Source organism: Pantoea sp. EEL5, from assembly GCF_049892805.1.
GTDB classification, from domain to species: Bacteria; Pseudomonadota; Gammaproteobacteria; order Enterobacterales; family Enterobacteriaceae; genus Pantoea; species Pantoea ananatis.
The window spans coordinates 347,915-370,128 of sequence record NZ_JBNDNJ010000002.1; the positions used below are offsets into that span (position 1 = coordinate 347,915).

Below are 22,214 nucleotides of genomic sequence, written 5' to 3' on the forward strand. Positions count from 1 at the left end.
GTTTATTCTTTATTTTCTGGGTTATTTAACCGGGCGTTAACGTATTTGCGAGTGTCATCAAAGAACTTTATTTTCCTTTTAATCTAAAATGAAATAAATATTTTTATTATCCCATTGGGTTCGCTTGATGTTACCGGGTTCAGGAGAGTCGCATGACCATCGCCGCAGAACGTTTTTGTATTAACAGAAAGATCGCCCCCTCGCTGAGCATTGAAGCCTTCTTCAGGCTGGTGAACGGTTTAGGGTTGAATAAGGTGGAACTTCGTAACGACTTGCCCAGCGGTAACGTGATGGACAACCTGAGTGCTACCCAGGTTTGCGCACTGGCTGAACGTTATGGCATTGACATTATTACCATAAATGCCGTTTATCCCTTCAATCAGCGTACGGAACAGGTTCGCCAACTGACCGAATCCTTGCTGGCCGATGCGAAAGCGGTGGGGGCGCGTTCGCTGGTGCTTTGTCCCCTGAACGACGGCTCGTCGGTTGCGCCAGAGGTAACATTAAACGCACTGCGCGATTTGGCACCGCTGTTCGCGACCTATGGAATAACCGGACTGGTTGAGCCACTCGGCTTCCCACAAAGCTCGCTGCGTTCGGCAGCGCAGGCGCAGAAGCTTATTCGCGATGCCCATGTTCCCTTTAAATTATTAATCGACACCTTCCATCATTATCTCTATCCCGATGCTGACGCCGAATTCAGTCAGGTGGATATCGCCCAAATTGGTCTGGTTCACCTGTCGGGCGTGGAGGACAAACGTCCGCGTGAAAGCCTGACAGATGCCGAGCGCATAATGTTGACGCCGGAAGATCGCCTGTTCACCTGTCGCCAGGTTAAACAGCTTGAAGAACGAGGCTATAAAGGCATTTATGCCTTTGAACCTTTTGCGCCAGAACTGGCGGACTGGGATGAGAACAAGATTCAGCATGAAATTAAAAACAGCATCCAACTGATTCAACATTCCTTGAAGTAAAGCGCCTCGCCTGTGAGGTTTAACCCGCTGATTTATCGATGATATCTCATGCATCTTCGGTTCGCAGAAACAGCATTATGAGGAACAGCCAACAGGGCGTAGAAGTAAACGCGCCCAGGCTTCGTTGATGCACTTACGGGCAATTATGCCCGTAAGTGTGATTCATCATCTGTCCGCTCTGAGAGACGACAAATTTCCCGGCAGAAAGGCAGGATGTTTTACTCTGTCGCTATCGGCGTAGCATTTTCGTCAATCTTCGTATCGCCCTGAATCGCCTGGATGCGTTTTTCCACCGCATTCACCTGCTCGCTGTTATGCAGCAAGGTATAGGTCAGATCGAAGGTTGCACTCGCGCCCGGTGCCAGCTGTTTCACGCGCTTCTGTTCTCGTTCAATGGTCACCGGATAGGCATAGTTGGTGCCGGGCTCAATCCCGGTGACATAGCCTTGTTTCAGCGTATCGGTATTTTTCCACAGGGTCAGCAGCGGCAGCTGTTGAGTATCAAACTGGATAGAGGCACCTTTGTTTCCGGCTTTATTCACTACGGCGGCGAGGGTCTGATGATCCTTGTCAGACAGCGGCTTGATGTTAAACACCATTTCATCGAAGTCTTTTGTCGGGCCCTGATAAGTTTGCCAGTTTTTCAAACCGGCTTTGGCATAGTCATTAAACGGACTGATTTGCGACATCGGGGCGAGAAACCGTGCGCCTTCTTCCAGAATTGGCGTGCTGAAGTTGCTGTGATAGATAATCTCGTAATCGTGTGGGTAATCGGAATGGTTGGTCAGCACGTCATGCAGGCTGAACTGATTGCTGCCCGGCACATAGCGCAATTCCGTCCACGTCTGGAGATCGGCTTTCTTGAAGGTGCTCTCTTTGATCAAACCGCGGATGCGGATTTCGTGCGGGGCCGCATCCGCCACCTCGACTTCAAGCTGTGAGACCGGCGTGTTTCCAGCTTTGCCGTGCAGCGTATAGATGCGGCCTTTGTCGTTAACAGGATGGCCGGTCCATTCATAGCCGCAGCGCACCATCATCTCGTTGAACCCTTCCAGCCAGCCCAGGCCATTGCGACTTTCAAGGTTGATAAAAGCGGGATTCACCACCTCTTTAACCGGTGAATCCCAGCCCAGTCGGGTGCCAAAGCCTTCCACGCGGAGCAGGTTCATTCCCCGGGTGGGAACGAGCGTGATGGTCAGGCCATCCTGACTTCGAATCTCCAGGATCTTACTGCCTTCCTGCTTACCGCCGTGCAACACTTTCTGCTCAATGCTGAACGGCTTGCCCTGGAATTTCAGCTCGCTGCTGTTAACCTGCCAGTTTCCTTTGTCTGTGCCTTGTTCAGCACTCGTCAGCACCCAGGTTTTGGCAGACGCAGAACCAGAAATCATCACGGCTAATACCGTCAGTGCGAGTTTTGTCTTCATCATTTACCCCTTTAGCTGAATCGTTTTTTCAATCATCAGAGGAATTTACTGATTCGGACGTAACGGAAACGTGATTTTCCTCACCTGCTGGAAAATGAGGAAGGATTAAGCGTGTTAGTGGGATGTTGCTCACATTTAAAATGCTTTTTAATGGTGTTAAGTCATCTTTTTATCGGCAGCAGTCAAAAATCTGTAAACGATTCAGCCACGATGTATAGGTAAGGCTTTTTTCGTAAAACCAGGATGTATAAGGGAAGCGCGAAGAAAGGGCCTCGCGCATTTCCCGCAGGGCAGATTCACGACAGATAAAACTGGCGCTTAAAAGCAAACATATCATTCAGCAGGCAGTACTCGGGATTGCCGAGCGTGATAACCGGCGCGCGTTGGGCAATCATGGTTTTCCAGTTTGCCAGTGAATGTCGCCAGGCGGCATCTTCGTCGTCGGTTAACGGCGCAACCTGATATCCCAGCGTAATATGAAACTGGTAACGATCGTGGCCCGGCTCGTGAATGCCGGTGACTTCAGACAGGCGATCGCGCAACTGGCGCAAGCGCTTCTCCGTATCGGCATCGGCCGTTAACAGGCGCAGCGTTAATGGGGTTTCATGCGCAGAGGGCGCGTCCGGATTAACGCGCATGCGATATGGCGCGGCATCTTCACCCAGCTTAAACGACCGCAGGCGATCAGCCAGGATCCGATCGCACTCTTCCATAGGCATATCAAGAGCCAACCCAGCAGGCCACAGGGGATAGCGTCTTTCCTTGTCGTTGGCACCGCCGAAAACGGTCATATGATAACTGGAGGGAGGCAGCGCGGTGACCTTTCGTGACCAGCTTTCACCGGGTAACTCACGATAGACATCAAGCAGGGCATCGAAGGGTTCCGAGCCTTCACCTTGCTGCGGCAGATGGCAAATAATCGTGTTTCCCCTAAACGGCACAACCCGGCCGTCCGCGGCAAACTTACGGCCCACGTCGTTAGGGCGGTGTTCCGCACCAATAGCGCGGGCGGCGGCCATACCGCCTAGAGTGGCAATCGTACCTTTCAACAGCATTCTCCGTGTTGTCATCGTCCTACCTCAGTATTGAGCAGATTCCGGCAAAATCATTAATGGGTTCCTCGCCTGTGCGATCTTGTACGGGCATGTAGAGAGGACGTCTTCTCTGTCTGGCCGGGATGTCACAGGACAGCAGAAGCCTGATGCAATGATGAGGGGGCGATAACACACCTGCGCGGGAGCACAGATCCCGGCATCATCGTGCTGGTTAATCAAGGGGACGCGCATCTCAATCGGCCATCCTGGCGAATGTCTGTGACTAAAAGATGAAGGGAGAGTGTAAAGTCCAGAAGAGGAACCGCGCGCCGGCGTTCTCGGCCGGGTTGGGTGCATTCAGCCTGCGGGACGCAACCTAATCGGCGGGGCGCAGCGGATCGTATTTGTCCTGTTAGCCAGGGCAAGAAGAAGCCAGCGTATTCAGCGCTGGCATGACTTTCCCACGTCTATACATTGAGCCGATGAATAACCGTCACGAATTCATTCACCCCGCGATTAATCTCCTGAAAACTGCGCGAGAGGTTGCTGATTTTGTCATTCTCGGCAGTAAGAAAGCGTTTAATTTCTTCAAGTTGCTGGGTCATGTTTTCAATAAGGGTGGTATTTTCTTCCACCACTCTGGTGATTTTAAGCGTCGCCTGCGATGTCGAGGCCGCCAGTCGCCGGACCTCCTCGGCCACCACGGCAAATCCACGCCCCGCTTCGCCTGCACGTGCCGCCTCAATCGCGGCGTTTAACGCCAGAATATTGGTTTGCCCGGCGATGGCGTTGATCGTCGAGACGATTTCTTTAATATCCATCGAAGAATGATTGAGCTTATCGCCAATTTCTGCTGCCGCACTGACCTGTGACGACATCGATTCCGCATTACGGATGGTTTCACCCAGTACATCATTCGCATTAAAGGAGATCTGAGACGTCTCTTCCGACGTTGTGACGGCAATGTCAGCAACCCGTTTAGCATTCTCGACACGTTCGGTAATATCAGATGCCAGTTTGATGACCTTATAAACGTGCTCAGCATCATCTTTTATAGGGTTGTAGCTGGCTTCCAGCCAGACGCGTTTGCCTGAGGCGGTGACCCGCTCAAAACGTCCAGTAAAAGCACGGCCTTGCTGGATCTTTTGCCAAAAATCAGGGTGCTCTTTATAAAATTCATCATAGCAAAACATACGATGATGTTTGCCCTTGAGGCCATCAAGCGGGTAGCCCATTAATTTCAGAAAATTGTTATTGGCATCAACAACCTCGCCCTGCGGGGTGAACTCGATCATGGCCATAGAGTTATTTAGGGCGGTGATAATGGCTTCTTTATGCTTCAACGCTTCATGTTTATTAGTAATGTCGTTGGCGATTTTGATGACTTTTTTTACCGCGCCGTGACGATCCTTCACAGGGAAATACGTCGCGCTTAAATACAGCCGGCTGTGATTTTTGCGAAAGCGCTCAAAAATGCCGCTGAAGGAGTGACCGGCGCCCAGGGTTTGCCAGAAATGCGCGTAGTCGCTGGAGCGCACGACGTTATCATCGCAGAACAGGCGATGGTGCTGACCCGCAATCTCGTTGAGCGTGTAACCCGTCAGTTCAAGAAAAGGCTCGTTTGCCGTAATGATGCTGCCGTCAGGCGTAAATTCAATCCAGCCAATGTTGGCTTTGATCGCCTGCGTGTTGGTCTGGTCATCTGCGGACCCCCATGAAGCGCTACCGGGCATAAAACGTGTCAGGGCAAACATAACGCTCTCCATCTTTTTCAGATAAAAGGGACAAACGATTTTGGCCTGTGTCGGGGAATTTGCTGCCTGTGAAAAGTAAAGCGTCCGGCGCGGGTCGTCTTAGATTATCGGCACTGATGGATTCATATTTAGAAATAGATTAAAAAAAGTGATGTTTGTCACAGTGGCAGGCAAAGCGATCCAGTGCGGTATAAGCACGCGGACTTTCTTGCCTGGCGTGCAGCCCGAAGATGAGATGGTGGTGTAAAATACGCGAGCAGCAGTAATTTAGCGGGTTCCCTCGCCATGTTTGCTGTTCCGACTGAAAAAACGCCAGGGGCAGCGGACGGCCTGCCTCAGGACGGAAGCCATTAAAAATTGCCAGCACACCGGCGGAATTGTTAATCATAACTTGTTGAATGATGACAAAAAACATTGGGGACGTTTTTGTTATCCAAATGAATCGGGGGATGATTCGATTGACAGGCGTTCGTTCAGCTGGACTGATTTCACTTCGGGCAACCCAGCTGCGTTTTTATCATCGGCTTAAGCGAAGGCGCTCTGCGTAAGACAACGAAATACCTGAGGAGCGCAGCGCAAGGTGATAGCGTCCGCCCCCCTTTCCTGGACGGACAGCAATAGGTACCAGCTATAGCGCAATCCCCAGTACGGGCCTCTGTCGGGCTGACGCGCAGGCGGCGAGAATAAAATACAGGCGCGTAGAGGGCGGGTAGTGGCAGGGACTGACGAGCCAAACAATCACGCGCCAGCGGGGGGGCGCTGGCGTGGCGATAACATCTCAGGCGGTGTCGCCAATGTCAGACTGCAACATCGCCTGTGCCGTCACACATTCAGTCGATGAATCACCGTAACGCATTCGTTCACACCGCTGAAAATTTCCTGAATACTGTCTGAGAGATGAATCATCTTGTCGTTTTCCGTCGTGAGAAAACTGTTGATGCCATCAAGTTGCTGATGCATGTCGCCGATAAGACTGGCATTTTCTTCAACTACCTTGCTGATTTTCTGCGTTGCCTGAGAGGTGGAGGCGGCAAGACGTCTGACTTCTTCCGCGACTACCGCAAACCCACGTCCCGCTTCGCCCGCGCGTGCGGCCTCAATGGCGGCGTTCAGCGCCAGAATATTGGTTTGTCCGGCAATGTTGTGAATCGTGGAGACAATCTCTTTGATGTCTTTGGCCGAATAATTCAGTTTGTCACTGATCTCCGCAGCGGCTGTTACCTGAGAGGCCATGGATTCTGCATTTCGCACCGTTTGGCTCAGAACCTCATTGGTATTCGCGGTGAGATGCGACGTTTTTTCAGAGGTATTCATGGCAATATCCGCAACCTCCTGCGCCGTGACGACACGTTGGGTGATATCCGAAGCCAGCTTAATCACTTTATAAATGTGCCCCGCAGCATCTTTCACCGGGTTGTAGTTGGCCTCAAGCCAGACACGTTTTCCTGATGCCGTTACCCTTTCAAAACGCCCGGTGAACGCGCGGCCATGTTGAATTTTCTGCCAAAAATCAGGGTTTTCTTTGTAAAAGGTATCAAAACAGAATATACGGTGGTGTTTACCCTGAATCGCCGCAAGATCGTATTCCATCAGCGTCAGAAAATTTTTATTGGCGTTGAGGATCTCGCCCTGCGGGGTAAATTCGATCATCGCCATGGAGTTGTTCAACGCAGTAATAATCGCTTCTTTATGCGTCAGCTCTTCGTGCCGGTCAGTGATGTCATTGGCGATTTTGATGATTTTCTTCACGGTGCCGTATTTGTCTTTCACGGGGAAATAGTTGGCGCTTAAGTAGAGCAGACTTTTATTTTTTCTGTAGCGTTCAAAGATGCCGCTGAAAGACTGGCCTGATGCCAGGGTTGCCCAGAATTCGGCATATTCACGAGAGCGCACAAAGTCTGGCTTACAGAACATACGATGATGCTGGCCGGTAATTTCACTGAGCTGGTAGCCCGTGACCGCCAGAAAGACCGGGTTGGCCGTAAGAATGATGCCCTCGGGCGTAAATTCAATCCAGCCGCTACAGGCTTTGATCGCCTGTACGTTACTCCGATCGTCGGAGACATTCAGCGGGGTTTTGCCCGGTTTAAAACGCGTAAAGGAAAACATAGCACTCTCCATTTATAGCCGTAAAAAGGTCAAAGAGTTGACCACGTAGTGGAGAGACAGCGACCTGTTTACAGGGAGGTCGATCGGCTCGGGTCCACTAACGTTATCGGCATCGCGCGTGTCATATTTAGGTCACATTACGGACACAATTAAAGTCTGGTGAGGTGCATCACGCTATTCACAAAGGGCATGCGGTGACGTCAACAATGCGCATGCCCCTCAGCGTAGGTTTCGCTCTCAACACTGTCAGTGTCGGGGAGCGGATGGTGCTGCAATGAAGCGGCCTGAAGCCGCGTTATGACGGGTTATCCGGTATTGCACTGCGCAAAAATTCAGGGATGGCAGGGCGACCGTTTTCCAGACAGGTGCCGGTGAAAACCGCCTCGGCATAAACGACATTATTCACCAGAATTTGTTGGATGAAGTTAACGCGGTTGCGTTTTTCATTGGCCGCCAGTGTACAGGTCACCTGCATCTCATCACCTTTCTTCAGGCTCTTTTTGAAGCGCAGGGTGTACTCCAGCAGCATATGAATACGACCCGCGGTAAACTCTTCTTCGAGATCGACACCAATGTGCTCTTTCATAAAAGCGTGACGTGTCCATTCCATATAAAACGGATAGTAGAGTCCGTCCACCACGCCCTGAAAATCGATGTGCTTTTCGTCAACCTGATACGTTTTCGTAAACATAATAGCGCCAGTAGTGAGTGAGGTTATGCTCACTTTAGTGATCATTGGCGCTTTGTGAAATGCTTTTTATTGGGGATGCGCGGGGACCGCGTACGGTGATATATCATGCTGTAACATGGCCGGGCCAGCGAGGCGCTGGCCCGGGTGAGGCGATAAAACGCGGTTATCGGAAGAAAAGCGCGTCAGTTATCGGAAAGCCGGCGCCGCAAGAGTGCCGCTTCTTTCGGTGCGGAAAATAGACACTGCGTTGCGCAGCATCACGGTTTGTTCCAGCATGCCCTGCGCGGCGGAGGAAACCTGCTGAACGAGCGCGGCGTTCTGCTGGGTAACCTGATCCATCTGGCTAACGGCAATGCTGACCTGACCGATACCATTGCTCTGCTCGTCCGATGCGATGGTTATTTCGCCCATAATGGTTGTTACGCCCTGCACCGATTTCACGATCTCCTCCATCGTATTACCGGCTTCTCTTGCCAGGCCTGAGCCTTTCGCCACATGCTCGACCGACTGTGTGATCAAATCTTTGATCTCTTTGGCCGCGGTTGAACTGCGTAAGGCCAACGAACGCACCTCACCGGCGACGACCGCAAATCCGCGTCCACCTTCGCCCGCTCTTGCGGCTTCAACGGCGGCGTTAAGTGCCAGGATATTGGTCTGGAATGCAATGCCTTCAATGACTGAAATGATTTCGGCAACTTTGCCCGAGCTTTCTGAAATAGAGCGCATGGTTTCCACCACCTGCTTCACGACATCCCCGCCCTGGATCGCCACATGTGATGTAGTGTCGGCCTGAGTATTCGCGTGACGTGCGTTGTCAGTATTCTGACGAACGGTGGCGGTAAGTTCTTCCATGCTGGCAGCCGTTTGTTCAAGCGCGGCAGCCTGCTCTTCTGTGCGCTGAGCCAGATCGATATTGCCCTGCGCGATTTCGTTGGCTGAATTGTTGATCAGCTCCGCAGACGACTGAATGCCGCTGACGATGGTGACCAACTGCTGACGCATGGCTTCAAGCGACGCCATCAGGCTGCCCTGGCCTTTAAGCGGAACAGCAATGTCCACGGTCAGGTTACCCTGCGCAATCATTCCGGCAATATCGGCCGCCGCTTTTGGCTCGCCGCCCAGTGCGCGGATAATGCTGCGCGTAATAATCGTACCCAGAATAATCGAAAGCAGAATCGTAATAATACCGGCCAGGCTCAGCGTCATTTTGGTAGCAAAGGCCAGGCTGTTCACCTCTTCAGAGCGTTTAGCTAACAGCGTGGCTTCCGCGTTGTTGAATTCAGCGGCAAGGGCGCGATAGCGATCCATAAATGCCTTATCGCGGCCCTCCTGAAAGAAATGCGTCAGCGTTTCCAGCGGTTGTTTGCCGCTGTTTACATCCCGGCGCAAGGCGATCAGTTGATCGTCCACAGCCTGAACACTGTTATGCAGTTCAAGCAGCGAGGTCAGCCTTTGCTGCTGCTCGGCATTATCCGCCGTCATGCTACGAAGCTGATTGTACTTCTGATCGAAAGCGGTTTTACCAGCGTTAAACGGTGCCAGGAAATTGTCATTGCCTGAAACAACAAACCCACGCACGCCCGTCTCCATATTCACCATATCGGTCAGCATACTGTCGCTGACGCTCATGACCTGATAACTGTGGATGTTCCAGGTGTTGGCCTGACGCAGTTTAAGAAAATTGGCGATCGACAAGCTGCTGCCAATCAGCGAAACAATAACGATGATGCCGAACGCGAAGGCGATTTTACGGCCGGTTGTGATTTTCATGTTTTTCCCCGATAAGTGATCTTATTATTTTTGTGATAAAAGCCATTACATTTCGTTTATCGGCAAAGAAGAGTGGCAGTTTATAACCGCACCTCCTTTTTTTATAAAACCTGTCCTTAAGGTTAGCCGCAGATAATTACCTGGGTTATCTATAGAAAGGATACGATGCCGTGGGGATAACATAACCGTATGTTACGAGCAGTCACGTGACTTTTAGCCGTTCCATAAGCACGTGACAAAACAGCTTAATAAAGAGAAAGCAATTTCGCTTTGCGGAGGTGAAGGGATTCAAAATGCTAATGCAGAAAAAAACATGAAGAAAGTTGCTAATGGATATGTATAAAAAATGTCGCTTTCATTCGAAATAATGAAAGCGACAGAGCAGTTAAATAACGTCGTTTTTATTAACTGCGATGATTAACCTTTACTCCCTGTCTGCGCATGAGCGCCCGTTTGGGTGTGGTGCACAGTTGGGCTCACAGGAAGCTCAGAATAGGTTTGAGTATCATAAATTACCCCTTCTTCAGCGGATTTCAGCAACATACCTGCCTGATAGTATTTGTCCTGTTTCATCATGGCGAGTGCGCTGGAAACATCGTTTTCAGTCTGCTGCAACGGCATCAGCTCCTGCGTTTCGGTAACGGCAACGCCTGCCAGTTTCAGCGCATCAAGCGCGCCCTGTTTATCACCCGCTTTGATGTGCTGGTTGGCCTGATCGATAGCATCATTTTTCTGTTTCGAAAACTGATAATCTTCTGAAACGGAGACGTCGGAACCGATACGAATATAGTTATCGCCATTCATAGGGGCTTTCTTGTCGTAGCGAATATATTTGGTCCAGTCCACGCTATTATCTTTCAGGTAGGTTTCTGCCTGGGTGGCCAGCGCTTTTGCCTGTTGCGTCTGACCGTTAAATAACGCGTTGCGAGAAAGCTGAATATCATTCATCGCCTGGGCCGCCTGCGCGGATACGACTTCGTTATTTAACGTGTGGCTGTCTTTAAAAGATTCAGCGGCAGCGGCTCCGCCAGTAAACACTAATACGGCTACAATCATTGAGCTAATAATCATCTTTTTCATGATATTAATCCTCTGTATGTATGCATCCGAAAGGTGCTAACGTCATTAATTACATAAAGCGTGCCTTATTACGGGTAATAAATCTTTCCGGAAAAATCATAGACAGTGATTGTCAGATGAATATCGCCGTCTGGGTTTTGCTACTGTGGAAATGATTATCCAGAACAGCATTACTGACACAGAAACGATCGGGAGCCGTGCTGTCTGAGGCGTAATCTTTTACAGGACAGTTGCTGCCGCGCAGTTGGGTAAAAAACATATCGCCTGAAAAGCATGCTTCGGTAAGGTGTACATCCTGCTGTGACGGGTTTTCACACTGGCTGCCGTGAAAAGAAAGGGTCATTAACCGGGCCATAATTTATCTCCTTGATGTCGTGCTGATGTCTTTAATTAACACCCGAAAGATATTTAAGTGTGATTATGAGTTTGCAGAAAAATGTCATCGTTACATTTGTCATCTTTATTTTTCATTAAAAGTCATTGAGTTAGATGAATGAGTTTGTAACAGGTCCTCCGTTCTTTAAGAAACCTGAGTTTTCTATAGAAGAAAACGTACAGGCTGACATCAGGTTGAATTTTCATCATCCTGTTAACGGGAAAATAAGGCGGGTAACGACAGAGGAAACACACTGTCTTTTTCCCCTTAAGATTTTGTCGTGTGCTGGCCCGCTGGCCGTTAAGCGTGGGAAATCCTGTGTGTATGGATTTTATCCGCGTCTCGTCTTCTTTTGAGTAGGCTGCTTTACACAACGTCTGGCACTGGCAAAATAGTCATTTCCCTTTCCAGTAATCGCTATGTCTGAAGAAGCTCTGCGGCAGCAAATCGCGAATTTAAAAAAGCACAATGCGCGATTAAAGCGTATTGCGCACGATGCCCGTAATAAATTAAGCGCCGCACTGGACGGAACAGGACTGTGCTTGTGGCAGCTGGATATTCCCAGCGGCAAACTGGTCATTTTTAACCGACGCTGGGGATCGATGCTGGGTTTTCAGCCCAAAGAAGTTGGTGCGCATTTCGACGTATGGAAATCCTGCCTGCATCCGGACGATGCCAGCGACGTATTGAAGGCTTTCTACGATCATATTAACGGAAAGGCACCTTTCTATGAGGCGTTGCACCGCATGGTGGGCAAAACGGGCAAGATCACCTGGGTACTGGATCGCGGTCGGGTCAGCGAATGGGACGAGCAGGGAAGGCCCTCCAAAGTAACGGGCACCCATATTGATATGACCAAAGAGAAACAGTACGAAGAGCAGCTGGCGACGCTGGCGATGCATGATCCTCTTACGCAGTTAACTAACCGCCATGCATTACTCACCCATTTTCGCGATATGAAAACGGAAGCCGTGTTTTGCATTGCCTTTATTGATTTAGATAATTTCAAACACGTCAACGATACGCTGGGGCATCGCAGCGGCGACGACGTTCTGATTCAGCTCAGCCAGCGCTTTATCGCCGCCTGTCCGTCTAATGTCATTATTGGCCGACTGGGCGGAGATGAATTTGTTTTGTTGATCCCTTTCGCCTTGTCCCATCCGCTCACAGATAAACTCACACAAGCCTGTCTTGAAGCTGCCCTGCAGCCCTTCGAACTGGCTAACGGTACAGCGTCCATTGGCGCTTCGATTGGTGTGGTTCAGGTTAACAGCCCCGAGAACTTTGACAGCGCGCTCGCCCGGGCCGATGAGGCCATGTACAGCATCAAAAAAAATGGCAAATGTGGCGTCGCCCTGTCACACGGGGAAGGCTTATAAGGACGCTTCCCGCGACTGGAACATTTTTCGCCCTCTGCCAGGCTTATGTGGTATCACCATTCTGCCAGCGCTGTCGCGGCAACATGAGCGGCGGAGGCCTGAGGCGTAATGACTTCCACCTGGAGCGAGGCACGCATGAGTCTGTTTAAAAGCAAAGATGGATATAATCTCTATTACAAAGACTGGGGTAAAGGTCAGCCAGTATTGTTTAGTCATGGCTGGCCGTTGGATGCGGACATGTGGGACAGTCAGCTCAATTTTCTTGCAGAACGCGGCTACCGCGCCATCGCCTTTGACCGACGTGGCTTTGGGCGTTCCGATCAGCCCTGGGACGGTTACGATTACGACACCTTTGCTGACGACATTCATTGCCTGATTGAACATCTGCAACTCAGAGACGTGACCCTGATTGGCTTCTCAATGGGCGGCGGGGATGTGTCACGCTACATCGGCAAATATGGGACAGATAAGGTTAAAAAGCTGGTGCTGCTAGGGGCGGTAACGCCGATTTTCGGCCAGACTGACGATCATCCCGAAGGTGTCGAGAAATCGGTCTTTGACGGCATTAAACAGGGATTGTTGAAAGATCGCGCGCAGTTTATCAACGAGTTTGCTGCGCCGTTTTATGGCACCAATGCCGGTCAGCAGGTTTCAGAAGGCGTGCTCACGCAGACCTTAAACATCGCTTTACTGGCATCGCTTAAAGCAACGCTGGACTGTGTTACCGCGTTTGCCGAAACAGATTTCCGCGCAGATCTGGGGAAAGTGGATGTGCCAGCCTTAATTATTCACGGCAGTCATGACCAGATAGTGCCTTTTGAAGCCACGGGCAAGCTGGCACATGCGCTGATACCGGGTTCGGAACTTAAGATCTATGACAATGGCCCACATGGTTTTGCCGTCACGCATCAGGACCAACTCAATCAGGATTTACTGACGTTTTTACAACAGTAACGGAACAGAATAATCTGAAAGCAACGCCCGTCAGGGCGTTTTTTTTTATTCCTCAACGCTTCGCTTATTTAAAACACCTTTTTTACCTTCTTCTCTTTTATTTTTCATGACCATTTTACTAATTGATGCTTTTTTGATTATTTAATGATCTGCTTTTAACAGAAACATCGATAATTAACGAATTTACCGCTTCGCTTATTTTCAGATGATGGAAGTGTGATGTTGTTGAATTTGCTTTATCAGGTGTGGTTAAAAAGAACATTTATTGATCATATTGACGACGTTCCGTGATGCTGATCCGATTTACCGCTTCGCTTATAAAGAAAAACGGGGTGGACTTTTTAATGAATCGATCGATTAATAGGGGCGGGAAGAGTGGCTGTCACAAGGCTGACATGATCGGCATTCTCGTTAAGTTTCTTGTTTAGATAGTTTCGTTACTAAAGAATTAAAGGGATGAGCCGCAAAAAGGTTTTGTCTGGCAACCCACGCCAGCGCTCAGCGTTTATGCTTGATAAGGTGATTTTTATGGCTACATTTAATTCTGTAGCCTTTAAGGTAATGCAGCTTTAACTGTGCCAGTTGAATAATGAAATTTGAGGAGAATACAGAATGACGCAATATCGTGGTGGCGCGGGTAATTTCGCCGCAGATAAAGAGCGCGCGGCAGAGGCCGGGCGTAAAGGCGGGCAGAACAGCGGTGGGAACTTTAAGAATGACCCGCAGCGAGCGATCGAAGCAGGCCGCAAAGGAGGTAAAGTAAGCCGTCGTAGTTAATCATTTACTTACAATGACTTGCTATTATCTTTGGCGGTTTAAAAAAGGGAAATACGTTCAGTACGCTTCTGTCTTCCCGTCTGACCTGTTGTGAAAACACGCTCTGGTGTGAGGTCGCAAGAATCTTACCGGAAAGAACGCCCCCTTTCCGGTGTCTTTTTCAGCGCTCCGCTGACATCAAAAAATAAATATAAAAAATGGAACCTCAATCCAATGGGCGGAATGGGCATTATTTTCCTTGGGTGCTAAGTTGTACGCGGATGGGAATATTCGTACAGATTTGGCTGAATTTAAACAGGTGCTCATTTTTAATAAATTTAAATTAAAAAGATAAATCACTGGTAATGAAAGAAAAAATGTATTTTTAATGCCACTTATGTTGTCAGGTTTTGCAAAGTTAAACACTATTCCCGCCAACTCCACTAAGGTTATATAAAGTGCGATTGACTGAAGCGGCGCTGAAACCTCGGTGCTGCTGTCTAATTAATGAGGCTCTTTTCATGACTGTTAAAACGTTAAATGATCTTTTCATCCACGACCTGTCAGATGTTTACAGTGCAGAAAAACAGATTGCCCGGGCTCTGCCAAAAATGGCGCGCGCTGCCAGTGATGAAAACCTGGTTGCTGCGTTTAATCAGCACCTTGAAGAGACACGCGGGCAAATTGAGCGTCTGGATGAATTAGTTGAGGCCACGCCCGAGGTAAAAATTAAACGTATGAAATGTCATGCGCTGGAAGGGCTGGCGGAAGAAGCACAGGAAATTATCGAGTCGGTAGAAAAGGGAGAGGTACGCGATCAGGGATTGATCGGAGCGGCGCAAAAAGTTGAGCATTATGAAATCGCGACCTACGGTACCCTGCAGGCGCTGGCACTCAAGCTAGGCTACACCAAAGCGGCGAAGCTGCTGGCACTGACGCTTGAGGAGGAAAAACAAACCGATGTAAAACTCACTACTCTTGCTCAGGCAATCAGCACGCTTGAAGGAGCAGCAAAATGACCACGGCGATTGAAAACTATCATGACTGGCTACGCGATGCGCATGCCATGGAGAAGCAGGCCGAGAGCATGCTGAGCAAAATGTCGGGCCGCCTTGAGCACTACCCGGCACTGGAACAACGCCTGGCACAGCATCTGGAAGAAACCAAACATCAGCTTCAGCTGCTTGAGCAGCTGCTGGATCGTCACGGCATTGACCACTCCATCATGAAAGACGTGATGGGAAAAATGGCGGCAATGGGGCAGGCGATCGGCGGTATGTTCACCTCTGATGAAGTCGTGAAAGGGGCGATGAGCGGCTATGTGTTCGAGAACGCAGAGATCGCCAGCTATACCAGCCTGATTGCAGCAGCAGAACAGGTCGGTGACAGCGAAGGTGTCAGAGTGCTGAGCGAAATTCGCAATCAGGAGATTGCGATGGCTGAATGGCTGTTCCAGCATCTGCCTGAGGTGACGCAACAGTTCCTGCAGCGCTCCGCGCAGCCGGGCGTTGAAGCGAAGAAATAATGCGTTTGCGGTGCCACAGGCGGTAAAAAGCCGGGAAATGTTCCCGGCTTTTTTACGTGCTTCTGCGGCGGTTAGTCAGCCATTAAATGACCGTACATCGCCATCAGGCGACGCGTTACGCCGTTTGTCCAGCCGAAGCCGTCCTGTAACGGATATTCGCCACCGCCGCCCGGGCGGGCACGATCGCCGCTGATATCGTACTTTTCTACCAGCTTATGGTGCAGCTGGTAGAAATTGTTCACCGTGGTCAGCCAGTTAACGGCAATCTCGTTCGCCAGCGACTCTTCCCCGTAGTTGTTTAAGCCCACAACGGCCATCCACTGCATGGGCGCCCAACCGTTCGGTTTATCCCACTGTTCACCGCTTTCCACCATTGAGGTCAGCAGGCCGCCGTTGCTGAGCAGCAGGTGGCGCAGGGCGATAGCTTGCAGGTGGGCCTGATAGGGCGTTGCCAGCCCGACAAACAGCGGCACGACGGCGGCGGCGGTAAAGGCACCGAAGCGCGCACGGCGCCAGTCATAATCGCGAAAGACTCCTGCCGTGCTGTCCCACAGGTAACGGGTAATCGCCCGCTTACGCGCCTCGGCCTTTTTCTGCCAGGCCAGCGCAGTCAGCTCTTCACCTTTAGCATGCGAGAGCGTGGCTATCATCAACTCAAGCTTGTACAACAGCGCATTGAGATCGATAGGGATAAATTGTGTCGTGCGAATACTGGCCAGGCGTTTTGGGTTACGCAGCCAGCGTGACGAGTAATCCCATCCCGATGCCGCCCCTGCGCGCAGATCGCGGTAAACTTCGCTTGCCGGACGTTTTGAATGACGCGCCGTTTCCACATCTTCAATCCAGGATTCGTCGCGCGGCGTATCGCGGTCGTCCCAGTAGCGGTTCAGCAGCGAGCCGTCAGGCATTCTGACCACATGGCGGTAAGCCTGGTTTGGCATCAGCGAGCCCGCGCCATCCATCCAGAACTGATACTCTTTCATCAGTTGCTCCAGATAGCGCTGAGAGCCCTGCACACCATCTTCTTCGAACAGCTCAACCATCAGAGCGAACACCGGCGGCTGTGAGCGGCTGAGGTAATAGGTACGGTTGCCGTTTGGGACATGGCCGTAGTTATCGATCAGCCACGCGAAGTTGTCCGCCATGTGGCGCAGCAGGTCGTCGCGGCCCGACTCCGCCAAACCAAGCATGGTGAAGTAAGAGTCCCAGTAGTAGGTTTCACCGAAGCGACCGCCCGGTACGACATAGGGTTTGGGCAACGGCAGCAGCGATGAGTGCGGCATATGCTGCTGCGGCATTTTGGTCAGCACCGGCCACAGATCGTCAATATGCTCGTTGAGCGTCTTGTCGGGATTCGAGACGTAAAAGCTTTCATTAATGCCCGGCATATAAAAATGCTCAGCAACAAAACGCGACAGGTCGAACTCCTTGCTGCGCTTTTGACGACGATAGCGCATCAGCACATCCAGAGGATCGTACTTAGGCGAGCAGTCGGGGAAAGTTTTACTGTCCTCGAAAATGCCTGACATCTGGACGGCTTCGAACAGCTCAAGGTAGCGATCGGCAGGCGTCAGCGCATCCGGAGCCGGTAAGCCTTCAATCAGCTCCGGCTCGGGTTCAGAATCTTGCATGCGGTCCAGCTTTAGTTCATGGGGATCGTATTGATACTCAACTTCCGCCCCGGCACGATTCTCTTCGAATGCATTGAGTTGCTGGCGATAAGTATTAATAACGGCCTCCTGAGCGAACGGGGTTGCACAAAGAAGGAATTATAGACCTCTCGCAGGCAGGAACAACAATGCAGATTGTCTATGAACGTAATAAAAATTGTCTATTAATCGTATGCATTGAATAAAACACAGTCAATTCAACTAAATATGGCGGGTTTAGCCGTAAATGCATTTCAGATGAATCTCTTAGGTAACAACGAAATAAATTTTAATCTACCCGGAGGGTAATGTTTATGACGCAGGTGAAGGTGATAATACACAAAAATGTCACGATGGAGCACAATGGCGTGAACAAGACCGCGAAGGACAATTTAGCGTGAAACCTTATACCTTACAGCGTCTCACTGACCGGGATATGGCGGCATTTCGGACTATCAGGCTTGACGGGCTCAAGCGTCATCCCGCTGCCTTTGGCGCAGATTATGACACTGAGCGTCATCAGCCTGACGCGTTTTTTGCGGCAAGGCTACGTGAAAACTGCGTGCTGGCAGGAGCAGACGATCGGGGCCGGTTGGGCGGCATCGTCGGTGTGCGCTTTAATGCCGCGCAGAAACAGCGCCATTACGCCACGATCTGGGGAATGTATCTGTGTCCGGAATGGCGTGGAAGCGGGCTGGCAAAGGCGTTACTTACGGCCGCGATAGCCGAAGCCGGTGAATGCTGCTGCCTGAAGCTCGCCGTGAGCACCACCAATACGGCGGCCGTCCGGCTTTACCGCTCGGCAGGGTTTCAGACCTATGGCACGGATGTGGCCGCGCTTTATGTCAACGGCGTTTATCACGATACCTTGCTGATGCGGCTGGACAAAGAACCCGAACGCTGAGCAATAAGCCTTACGTGCTTCGTCACCCGTAGAACTAACGGGCGACGTGAAGTGTGCGTCAGCTCAGGCTGATGTTGAACAGGCGCTGAAGGGCCAGTTTGCCGCTGTCTGTCACAACCAGTTCCCGGTATCCCGGCGCCTGAACCAGCCAGTGCTTTTGCAACAGAAAGCGTAACAAGGCGGCACCCACTTCGCCTCCCGCATGGAAGCGTCTTTCACTCCAGTCCAGGCAGGGACAGCAGGCTTTTCGCCGGGAGCGGGGCGCAAGCGCAATCCCTGCATTTGCGAAGTTAGCTGTGCCACATGGCGTGAGCCCAGTGCCGTCCTCACATATCCAGCCTTCCAGTTGCAGAAAATCATAGATGGCTACGGCAATTTCGCCGGCCAGATGATCGTAGCAGGTTCGGGCTCGCCTCAGACGGTTTGGCGTCGTGGTTTTAAGCGGGGTGCCGGGCGCTACTGAAACGCCCATCAGATTTTCCAGCAGGCTGGCAACCTCGCGACCGGCCAGGCTGTAATAACGATACCTTCCCTGCACCACACAGACGAGCAGGCCCGTCTCAAGCAGCTTATTCAAATGGCCACTGGCGGTTGACGGGGCGATATCGGCCACCACGCTCAACTCCGTGGCGGTCCAGGCCCGGCCATCCATCAATGCACAAAGCATGTGCATTCTGGAGGCATCTGCCATCGCCGAGGCGACCACAGACATGCTGATCTCCAGCGAGGGCTGATTATCCTGATGATGGCGGGAAGGGATCAGTTTCATTCTGTCGCGCATGTCCATTGACGGGTCAGGTTGCCAGCCCGCAAATCGTCATCTGTGAGCAGGATGAGGCGGTTACTGTGATCGCTGTACTGAACGCATATATTAATGCCGTTTTGCGCAATAATCCGCGCAATTTCGCCCAGCTCCCCCGGCCGCGCCTGTGCCAGCTTTCTGATGAGTGGCTTTTTAACGTCCCTGACGTCAAAACCGGCCTGCGACAATACCTGTTGGGCTTTGGGGCCATCTTCAACAAGGAAGTGGGCATGGCTCTCCTGGGGCGTAGAAAACACACCGCCCCCTTCCAGACCAATGCCATGCTGGCCGAGAAGCGTGCCAAAGGCGGCAAGCGCGCCTGGCGTGTTGCTGAATACGACATGAATATCAAACATGATGACGTCCCTCTGGCCCTGAATAGTCGCGCATCACCTGAGCAACGCGTATCCGGTAATGTGAAAAAATATGGCTTTTACCTTCTTCCTGCGCTGACTGATGTTCTCTGTTTTCTCGCCAGTTTTTTACCGCACTCTCATCTTCCCACCAGGAGAGCGATAAGATCTTTCCGGGCGTGCTCAGGCTCTGGAACCTTTCAATCTGGATAAACCCCGGTAATTCAGCCAGCCCGGACGACAACTCAGCCGCCAGCGCAAGATAGCGTTGTTGCGCTGCGGGTACGGCTTCTGCTTCAAAAAGAACAGCAATCATTTTAGATCTCCATGAGTAAGCATGCGGGCAGTTTACGCGCGGCAGAATGCGATGCTTCGGCGTGTATCGAACAATGGCGTGCTCCATGTGGAGAAGGGCAGGGCGAGAAGAGAGAAGAGATGTGCGCCTGGCTGAGTAAAAACCGACAGGGGAGAAACCCGCCGTTGCCTGCCGGCGACTCTGCTCCGGTAAACAACGGCGCGATCGCAGGGCAAAACGCCTGCGATTCGGCTGATCTTATCCTTGTACCAGCGTGGTGCGAATCACGTCCTGGTAAGGCGTGGTTGGACGACCAATAAGCTGGCTCAGCGCGCGGGAATCATCGAACAGACCGCCCTGAGACGCGCCGACATCAGAGTCCGCCAGTAAGTCCGCTAACGGCGCCGGTAAGCCTGCGCCTTTCAGCGCCGCCGCAAAGTCTGCCTGCGGCAGGTTAACGTAATCAACCTGCTCACCGCTTTGCGCGGCAATCTCAGCGGCAAATTCAGCCAGGGTGTAGCTGTGATCGCCTGCCAGTTCGTAGACCTTCCCTGCCTGATCGTCACGAACCATCACTTCAGCCGCCGCATCGGCATAGTCCTGACGCGCAGCAGACGAAATCCGTCCTTCGCCCGCCGCACCAATGAACGCATGATGTGCCAGAGCAGGTGCGATGCTCGCTGCATAGTTTTCCGTGTACCAGCCGTTGCGCAGCAAGGCATAAGGCACACCTGACGCCGCCAGCATGGCTTCGGTTGCGCGGTGCTCGATCCCGAGCGAAAGCGGAGAGGTATCCGCATGCAGCAGGCTGGTATAGGCAATAAATTTCACACCTGCGGACCTGGCGGCCTCAATAACGGCTCTGTGTTGAGGTTCACGCTGGCCGACTTCGCTTCCCGAAATGAGCAGCAATTTTTCGACCCCTGCAAAGGCGTCCGCTAACGTCTCAGGTTTATTGTAATCCGCCTCACGCACGTTAACGCCCAATGCGGCAATATCCGCCGCTTTAGCAGGCGTGCGTACGGTGGCAACAATCTTGTCTGCCGCAACTTTTTTGCTCAATGCATCAATGACTAAACGGCCCAGTTGGCCAGTGGCACCCGTAACAGCGATCATGAGGTTACTCCTTAAGATGACAGTTGGTAAAAGGCAGCCTAAGCGATAAACTAACTTTTAGTAAGTACTTACAGAATTGTTAGCATGGGGTGAAAGCGTTAAATGTCTGAAAAACTGAGCGAAAAATTTAGCCGGGGCGAGTTGCTCAATGTTAACTGTCCGTCACGCGACCTGTTAAAGCGTATCACCAGTCGCTGGAGCGTGCTGATCCTGCTTGCGCTTAAAGATAAAACGCTGCGATTTAGCGAACTCCGTCGTGCGGTGGGGGGCGTCAGTGAACGTATGCTGGCCCAGAGCCTGCGCTATCTGGAAGAGGACGGCTTTGTGCAACGTATAGCCTATGATGTCGTGCCGCCGCATGTGGAATACCGCCTGACGCCGCTGGGGCGTGAAGTCGGGGAGCAGGTCGTAGGGCTGGCAGACTGGTTAGAAGAGAATCTTGAGCGCATCCTGTCTCACCGCGAAAAGGACACTGCCGCTGAATAGCCTGTTGATCCTGACGGGCGAGCGCCTGCCGGGACGAAGCGACGTTCCCTGACCAGACGATGCCCGCTAACGAATGCGCAACGCTTAGTGGAGATAAACCGTCGGCCTTATCTGCAACCTGGCGATGATATCCCGTAGCTTTTAACATCATTTTTACTACTGCGATTATTTTGACAAGGCTGCACCCGTAAATAATGGCACTGCCAGTTAATGAACACCGGGTCATTTACATGTTCGATATTTTTTTAACATAAATAGCAAACTAATCCAGGCCGCCTGCGGCGGATAAACGCTTTTTTACAGTTCATTAAATATGTCCCAATCTGAAAAATAACCTCAGAAGGGGTAGATAAGATAAATACCCTGCTAAGGATATAAAAAAACACATAATTTCAGTGTGGGATGTGCATTTTAGCCCGAGGCAGGTGCGCAGAGTTTTGCTGAATAACAGCTAAAAACAGCGGGTTGCGCGTTTTTTCGTGCTAAGCCTGTCTGGACAGGAACTCACTTTTTTATCCCCTAATTTAATAACAATAATGTCACAAAGCTACGCTGTAATTAACCTTTCCTCGTTGTTTTTTAAATAAAAGATCTTTCAACAAAAAAATGATCTAAATCAAAAAATACTGTTATAGTTTTTACTTATCCAATTGTCTCTGTTTCACCAAGGCGAAGCGTTTTACATTCGCCATGGAATTTTTCTGTGCAATGGAATGACGTTCTTTGTACATAAGTTGTTAATTATAAGTAACTATACGGTGTTCTATGTGGCAAAGAGGT

The 22,214-nt window shown here is 51.0% G+C and carries 22 protein-coding genes; 9 read left to right on the forward strand and 13 right to left on the reverse strand.

What is annotated here, in order from left to right; translation table 11 throughout:
* Positions 1–152: 152 nt before the first annotated feature.
* Positions 153–974, forward strand: coding sequence for a TIM barrel protein (locus tag ACPXSQ_RS13210; protein WP_426144014.1), 822 nt, complete (start codon positions 153–155; stop codon positions 972–974).
* Positions 975–1,192: 218 nt separating this feature from the next.
* Here ACPXSQ_RS13210 and ACPXSQ_RS13215 read toward each other — a convergent pair whose 3' ends face one another.
* The 5 genes from ACPXSQ_RS13215 to ACPXSQ_RS13235 all read right to left on the reverse strand — a co-directional run bounded on the left by ACPXSQ_RS13215 (position 1,193) and on the right by ACPXSQ_RS13235 (position 7,989).
* The gene (locus tag ACPXSQ_RS13215; RefSeq protein ID WP_026020904.1) at positions 1,193–2,401 is read right to left on the reverse strand and encodes an aldose 1-epimerase family protein; all 1,209 of its coding nucleotides are present in this window, start codon (positions 2,399–2,401) and stop codon (positions 1,193–1,195) included.
* 296 nt (positions 2,402–2,697) lie between these two features.
* Complete coding sequence (locus ACPXSQ_RS13220) at positions 2,698–3,471, reverse strand: DUF1868 domain-containing protein (protein ID WP_072139033.1); 774 nt, start codon at positions 3,469–3,471, stop codon at positions 2,698–2,700.
* 431 nt (positions 3,472–3,902) lie between these two features.
* Complete coding sequence (locus tag ACPXSQ_RS13225; RefSeq protein WP_426144016.1) at positions 3,903–5,189, reverse strand: methyl-accepting chemotaxis protein; 1,287 nt, start codon at positions 5,187–5,189, stop codon at positions 3,903–3,905.
* 822 nt (positions 5,190–6,011) lie between these two features.
* Positions 6,012–7,298 carry a methyl-accepting chemotaxis protein gene (locus ACPXSQ_RS13230; RefSeq protein ID WP_426144018.1) on the reverse strand — a complete coding sequence of 429 codons (1,287 nt, stop codon included), beginning with the start codon at positions 7,296–7,298 and terminating at the stop codon, positions 6,012–6,014.
* A gap of 295 nt (positions 7,299–7,593) precedes the next feature.
* Complete coding sequence (locus ACPXSQ_RS13235; RefSeq protein WP_014605092.1) at positions 7,594–7,989, reverse strand: acyl-CoA thioesterase; 396 nt, start codon at positions 7,987–7,989, stop codon at positions 7,594–7,596.
* Position 7,990: 1 nt separating this feature from the next.
* Here ACPXSQ_RS13235 and ACPXSQ_RS13240 point away from each other — a divergent pair, with 1 nt between their 5' ends.
* Positions 7,991–8,047: a hypothetical protein gene (locus ACPXSQ_RS13240; RefSeq protein WP_353938860.1), complete on the forward strand. Its 57-nt coding sequence runs from the start codon at positions 7,991–7,993 to the stop codon at positions 8,045–8,047.
* Between the two features lie 128 nt (positions 8,048–8,175).
* Here ACPXSQ_RS13240 and ACPXSQ_RS13245 read toward each other — a convergent pair whose 3' ends face one another.
* The 3 genes from ACPXSQ_RS13245 to ACPXSQ_RS13255 form a co-directional block, all read right to left on the reverse strand.
* Positions 8,176–9,759 (reverse strand): methyl-accepting chemotaxis protein, encoded by a 1,584-nt coding sequence (locus ACPXSQ_RS13245; RefSeq protein WP_072139030.1) that lies wholly within the window; start codon positions 9,757–9,759, stop codon positions 8,176–8,178.
* A gap of 417 nt (positions 9,760–10,176) precedes the next feature.
* Positions 10,177–10,839 (reverse strand): YfdX family protein, encoded by a 663-nt coding sequence (locus ACPXSQ_RS13250; RefSeq protein WP_426144021.1) that lies wholly within the window; start codon positions 10,837–10,839, stop codon positions 10,177–10,179.
* Between the two features lie 112 nt (positions 10,840–10,951).
* Positions 10,952–11,194, reverse strand: a complete 243-nt coding sequence (locus ACPXSQ_RS13255) for a hypothetical protein (RefSeq protein WP_014605094.1) — start codon at positions 11,192–11,194, stop codon at positions 10,952–10,954.
* A gap of 440 nt (positions 11,195–11,634) precedes the next feature.
* Between ACPXSQ_RS13255 and ACPXSQ_RS13260 the strand changes: the two genes are divergently transcribed.
* From ACPXSQ_RS13260 to ACPXSQ_RS13280, 5 genes are all read left to right on the forward strand, one after another.
* The gene (locus ACPXSQ_RS13260) at positions 11,635–12,594 is read left to right on the forward strand and encodes a sensor domain-containing diguanylate cyclase (protein ID WP_013027128.1); all 960 of its coding nucleotides are present in this window, start codon (positions 11,635–11,637) and stop codon (positions 12,592–12,594) included.
* 135 nt (positions 12,595–12,729) lie between these two features.
* A complete protein-coding gene (locus ACPXSQ_RS13265; protein WP_014605095.1) occupies positions 12,730–13,548 on the forward strand; it encodes an alpha/beta fold hydrolase in 819 nt (272 codons plus the stop codon).
* Positions 13,549–14,160: 612 nt separating this feature from the next.
* A complete protein-coding gene (locus ACPXSQ_RS13270) occupies positions 14,161–14,325 on the forward strand; it encodes a general stress protein (RefSeq protein ID WP_006118264.1) in 165 nt (54 codons plus the stop codon).
* A 500-nt stretch (positions 14,326–14,825) separates the two neighbouring features.
* The gene (locus tag ACPXSQ_RS13275) at positions 14,826–15,323 is read left to right on the forward strand and encodes a ferritin-like domain-containing protein (RefSeq protein WP_019104778.1); all 498 of its coding nucleotides are present in this window, start codon (positions 14,826–14,828) and stop codon (positions 15,321–15,323) included.
* Positions 15,320–15,829 (forward strand): ferritin-like domain-containing protein, encoded by a 510-nt coding sequence (locus ACPXSQ_RS13280; protein ID WP_013027125.1) that lies wholly within the window; start codon positions 15,320–15,322, stop codon positions 15,827–15,829. The genes ACPXSQ_RS13275 and ACPXSQ_RS13280 overlap by 4 nt, the downstream gene beginning before the upstream one ends.
* A 71-nt stretch (positions 15,830–15,900) precedes the next feature.
* Here the strand turns inward: ACPXSQ_RS13280 and ACPXSQ_RS13285 are convergent, their stop codons facing one another.
* Positions 15,901–17,559, reverse strand: a complete 1,659-nt coding sequence (locus ACPXSQ_RS13285) for an alpha,alpha-trehalase (RefSeq protein WP_071785178.1) — start codon at positions 17,557–17,559, stop codon at positions 15,901–15,903.
* Positions 17,560–17,875: 316 nt separating this feature from the next.
* On the opposite strand from ACPXSQ_RS13285, the gene ACPXSQ_RS13290 reads away from it, so the two are divergent.
* Positions 17,876–18,382: a GNAT family N-acetyltransferase gene (locus tag ACPXSQ_RS13290; RefSeq protein WP_014605096.1), complete on the forward strand. Its 507-nt coding sequence runs from the start codon at positions 17,876–17,878 to the stop codon at positions 18,380–18,382.
* A 58-nt stretch (positions 18,383–18,440) separates the two neighbouring features.
* Here ACPXSQ_RS13290 and ACPXSQ_RS13295 read toward each other — a convergent pair whose 3' ends face one another.
* The 4 genes from ACPXSQ_RS13295 to ACPXSQ_RS13310 all read right to left on the reverse strand — a co-directional run bounded on the left by ACPXSQ_RS13295 (position 18,441) and on the right by ACPXSQ_RS13310 (position 20,948).
* The gene (locus ACPXSQ_RS13295; protein WP_210512153.1) at positions 18,441–19,169 is read right to left on the reverse strand and encodes an ArsR/SmtB family transcription factor; all 729 of its coding nucleotides are present in this window, start codon (positions 19,167–19,169) and stop codon (positions 18,441–18,443) included.
* Positions 19,148–19,540 carry an amino acid-binding protein gene (locus ACPXSQ_RS13300; RefSeq protein WP_015699567.1) on the reverse strand — a complete coding sequence of 131 codons (393 nt, stop codon included), beginning with the start codon at positions 19,538–19,540 and terminating at the stop codon, positions 19,148–19,150. The genes ACPXSQ_RS13295 and ACPXSQ_RS13300 overlap by 22 nt, the downstream gene beginning before the upstream one ends.
* Entirely contained in the window at positions 19,533–19,853 is a 321-nt protein-coding gene (locus ACPXSQ_RS13305) for an antibiotic biosynthesis monooxygenase family protein (RefSeq protein WP_028723351.1), read from the reverse strand. Before ACPXSQ_RS13305 ends, ACPXSQ_RS13300 begins: the two co-directional genes overlap by 8 nt.
* A gap of 237 nt (positions 19,854–20,090) precedes the next feature.
* Positions 20,091–20,948 (reverse strand): SDR family oxidoreductase, encoded by an 858-nt coding sequence (locus ACPXSQ_RS13310; protein ID WP_014605100.1) that lies wholly within the window; start codon positions 20,946–20,948, stop codon positions 20,091–20,093.
* 102 nt (positions 20,949–21,050) lie between these two features.
* Between ACPXSQ_RS13310 and ACPXSQ_RS13315 the strand changes: the two genes are divergently transcribed.
* Positions 21,051–21,434 (forward strand): winged helix-turn-helix transcriptional regulator, encoded by a 384-nt coding sequence (locus ACPXSQ_RS13315; RefSeq protein WP_014594531.1) that lies wholly within the window; start codon positions 21,051–21,053, stop codon positions 21,432–21,434.
* Positions 21,435–22,214: the final 780 nt, after the last annotated feature.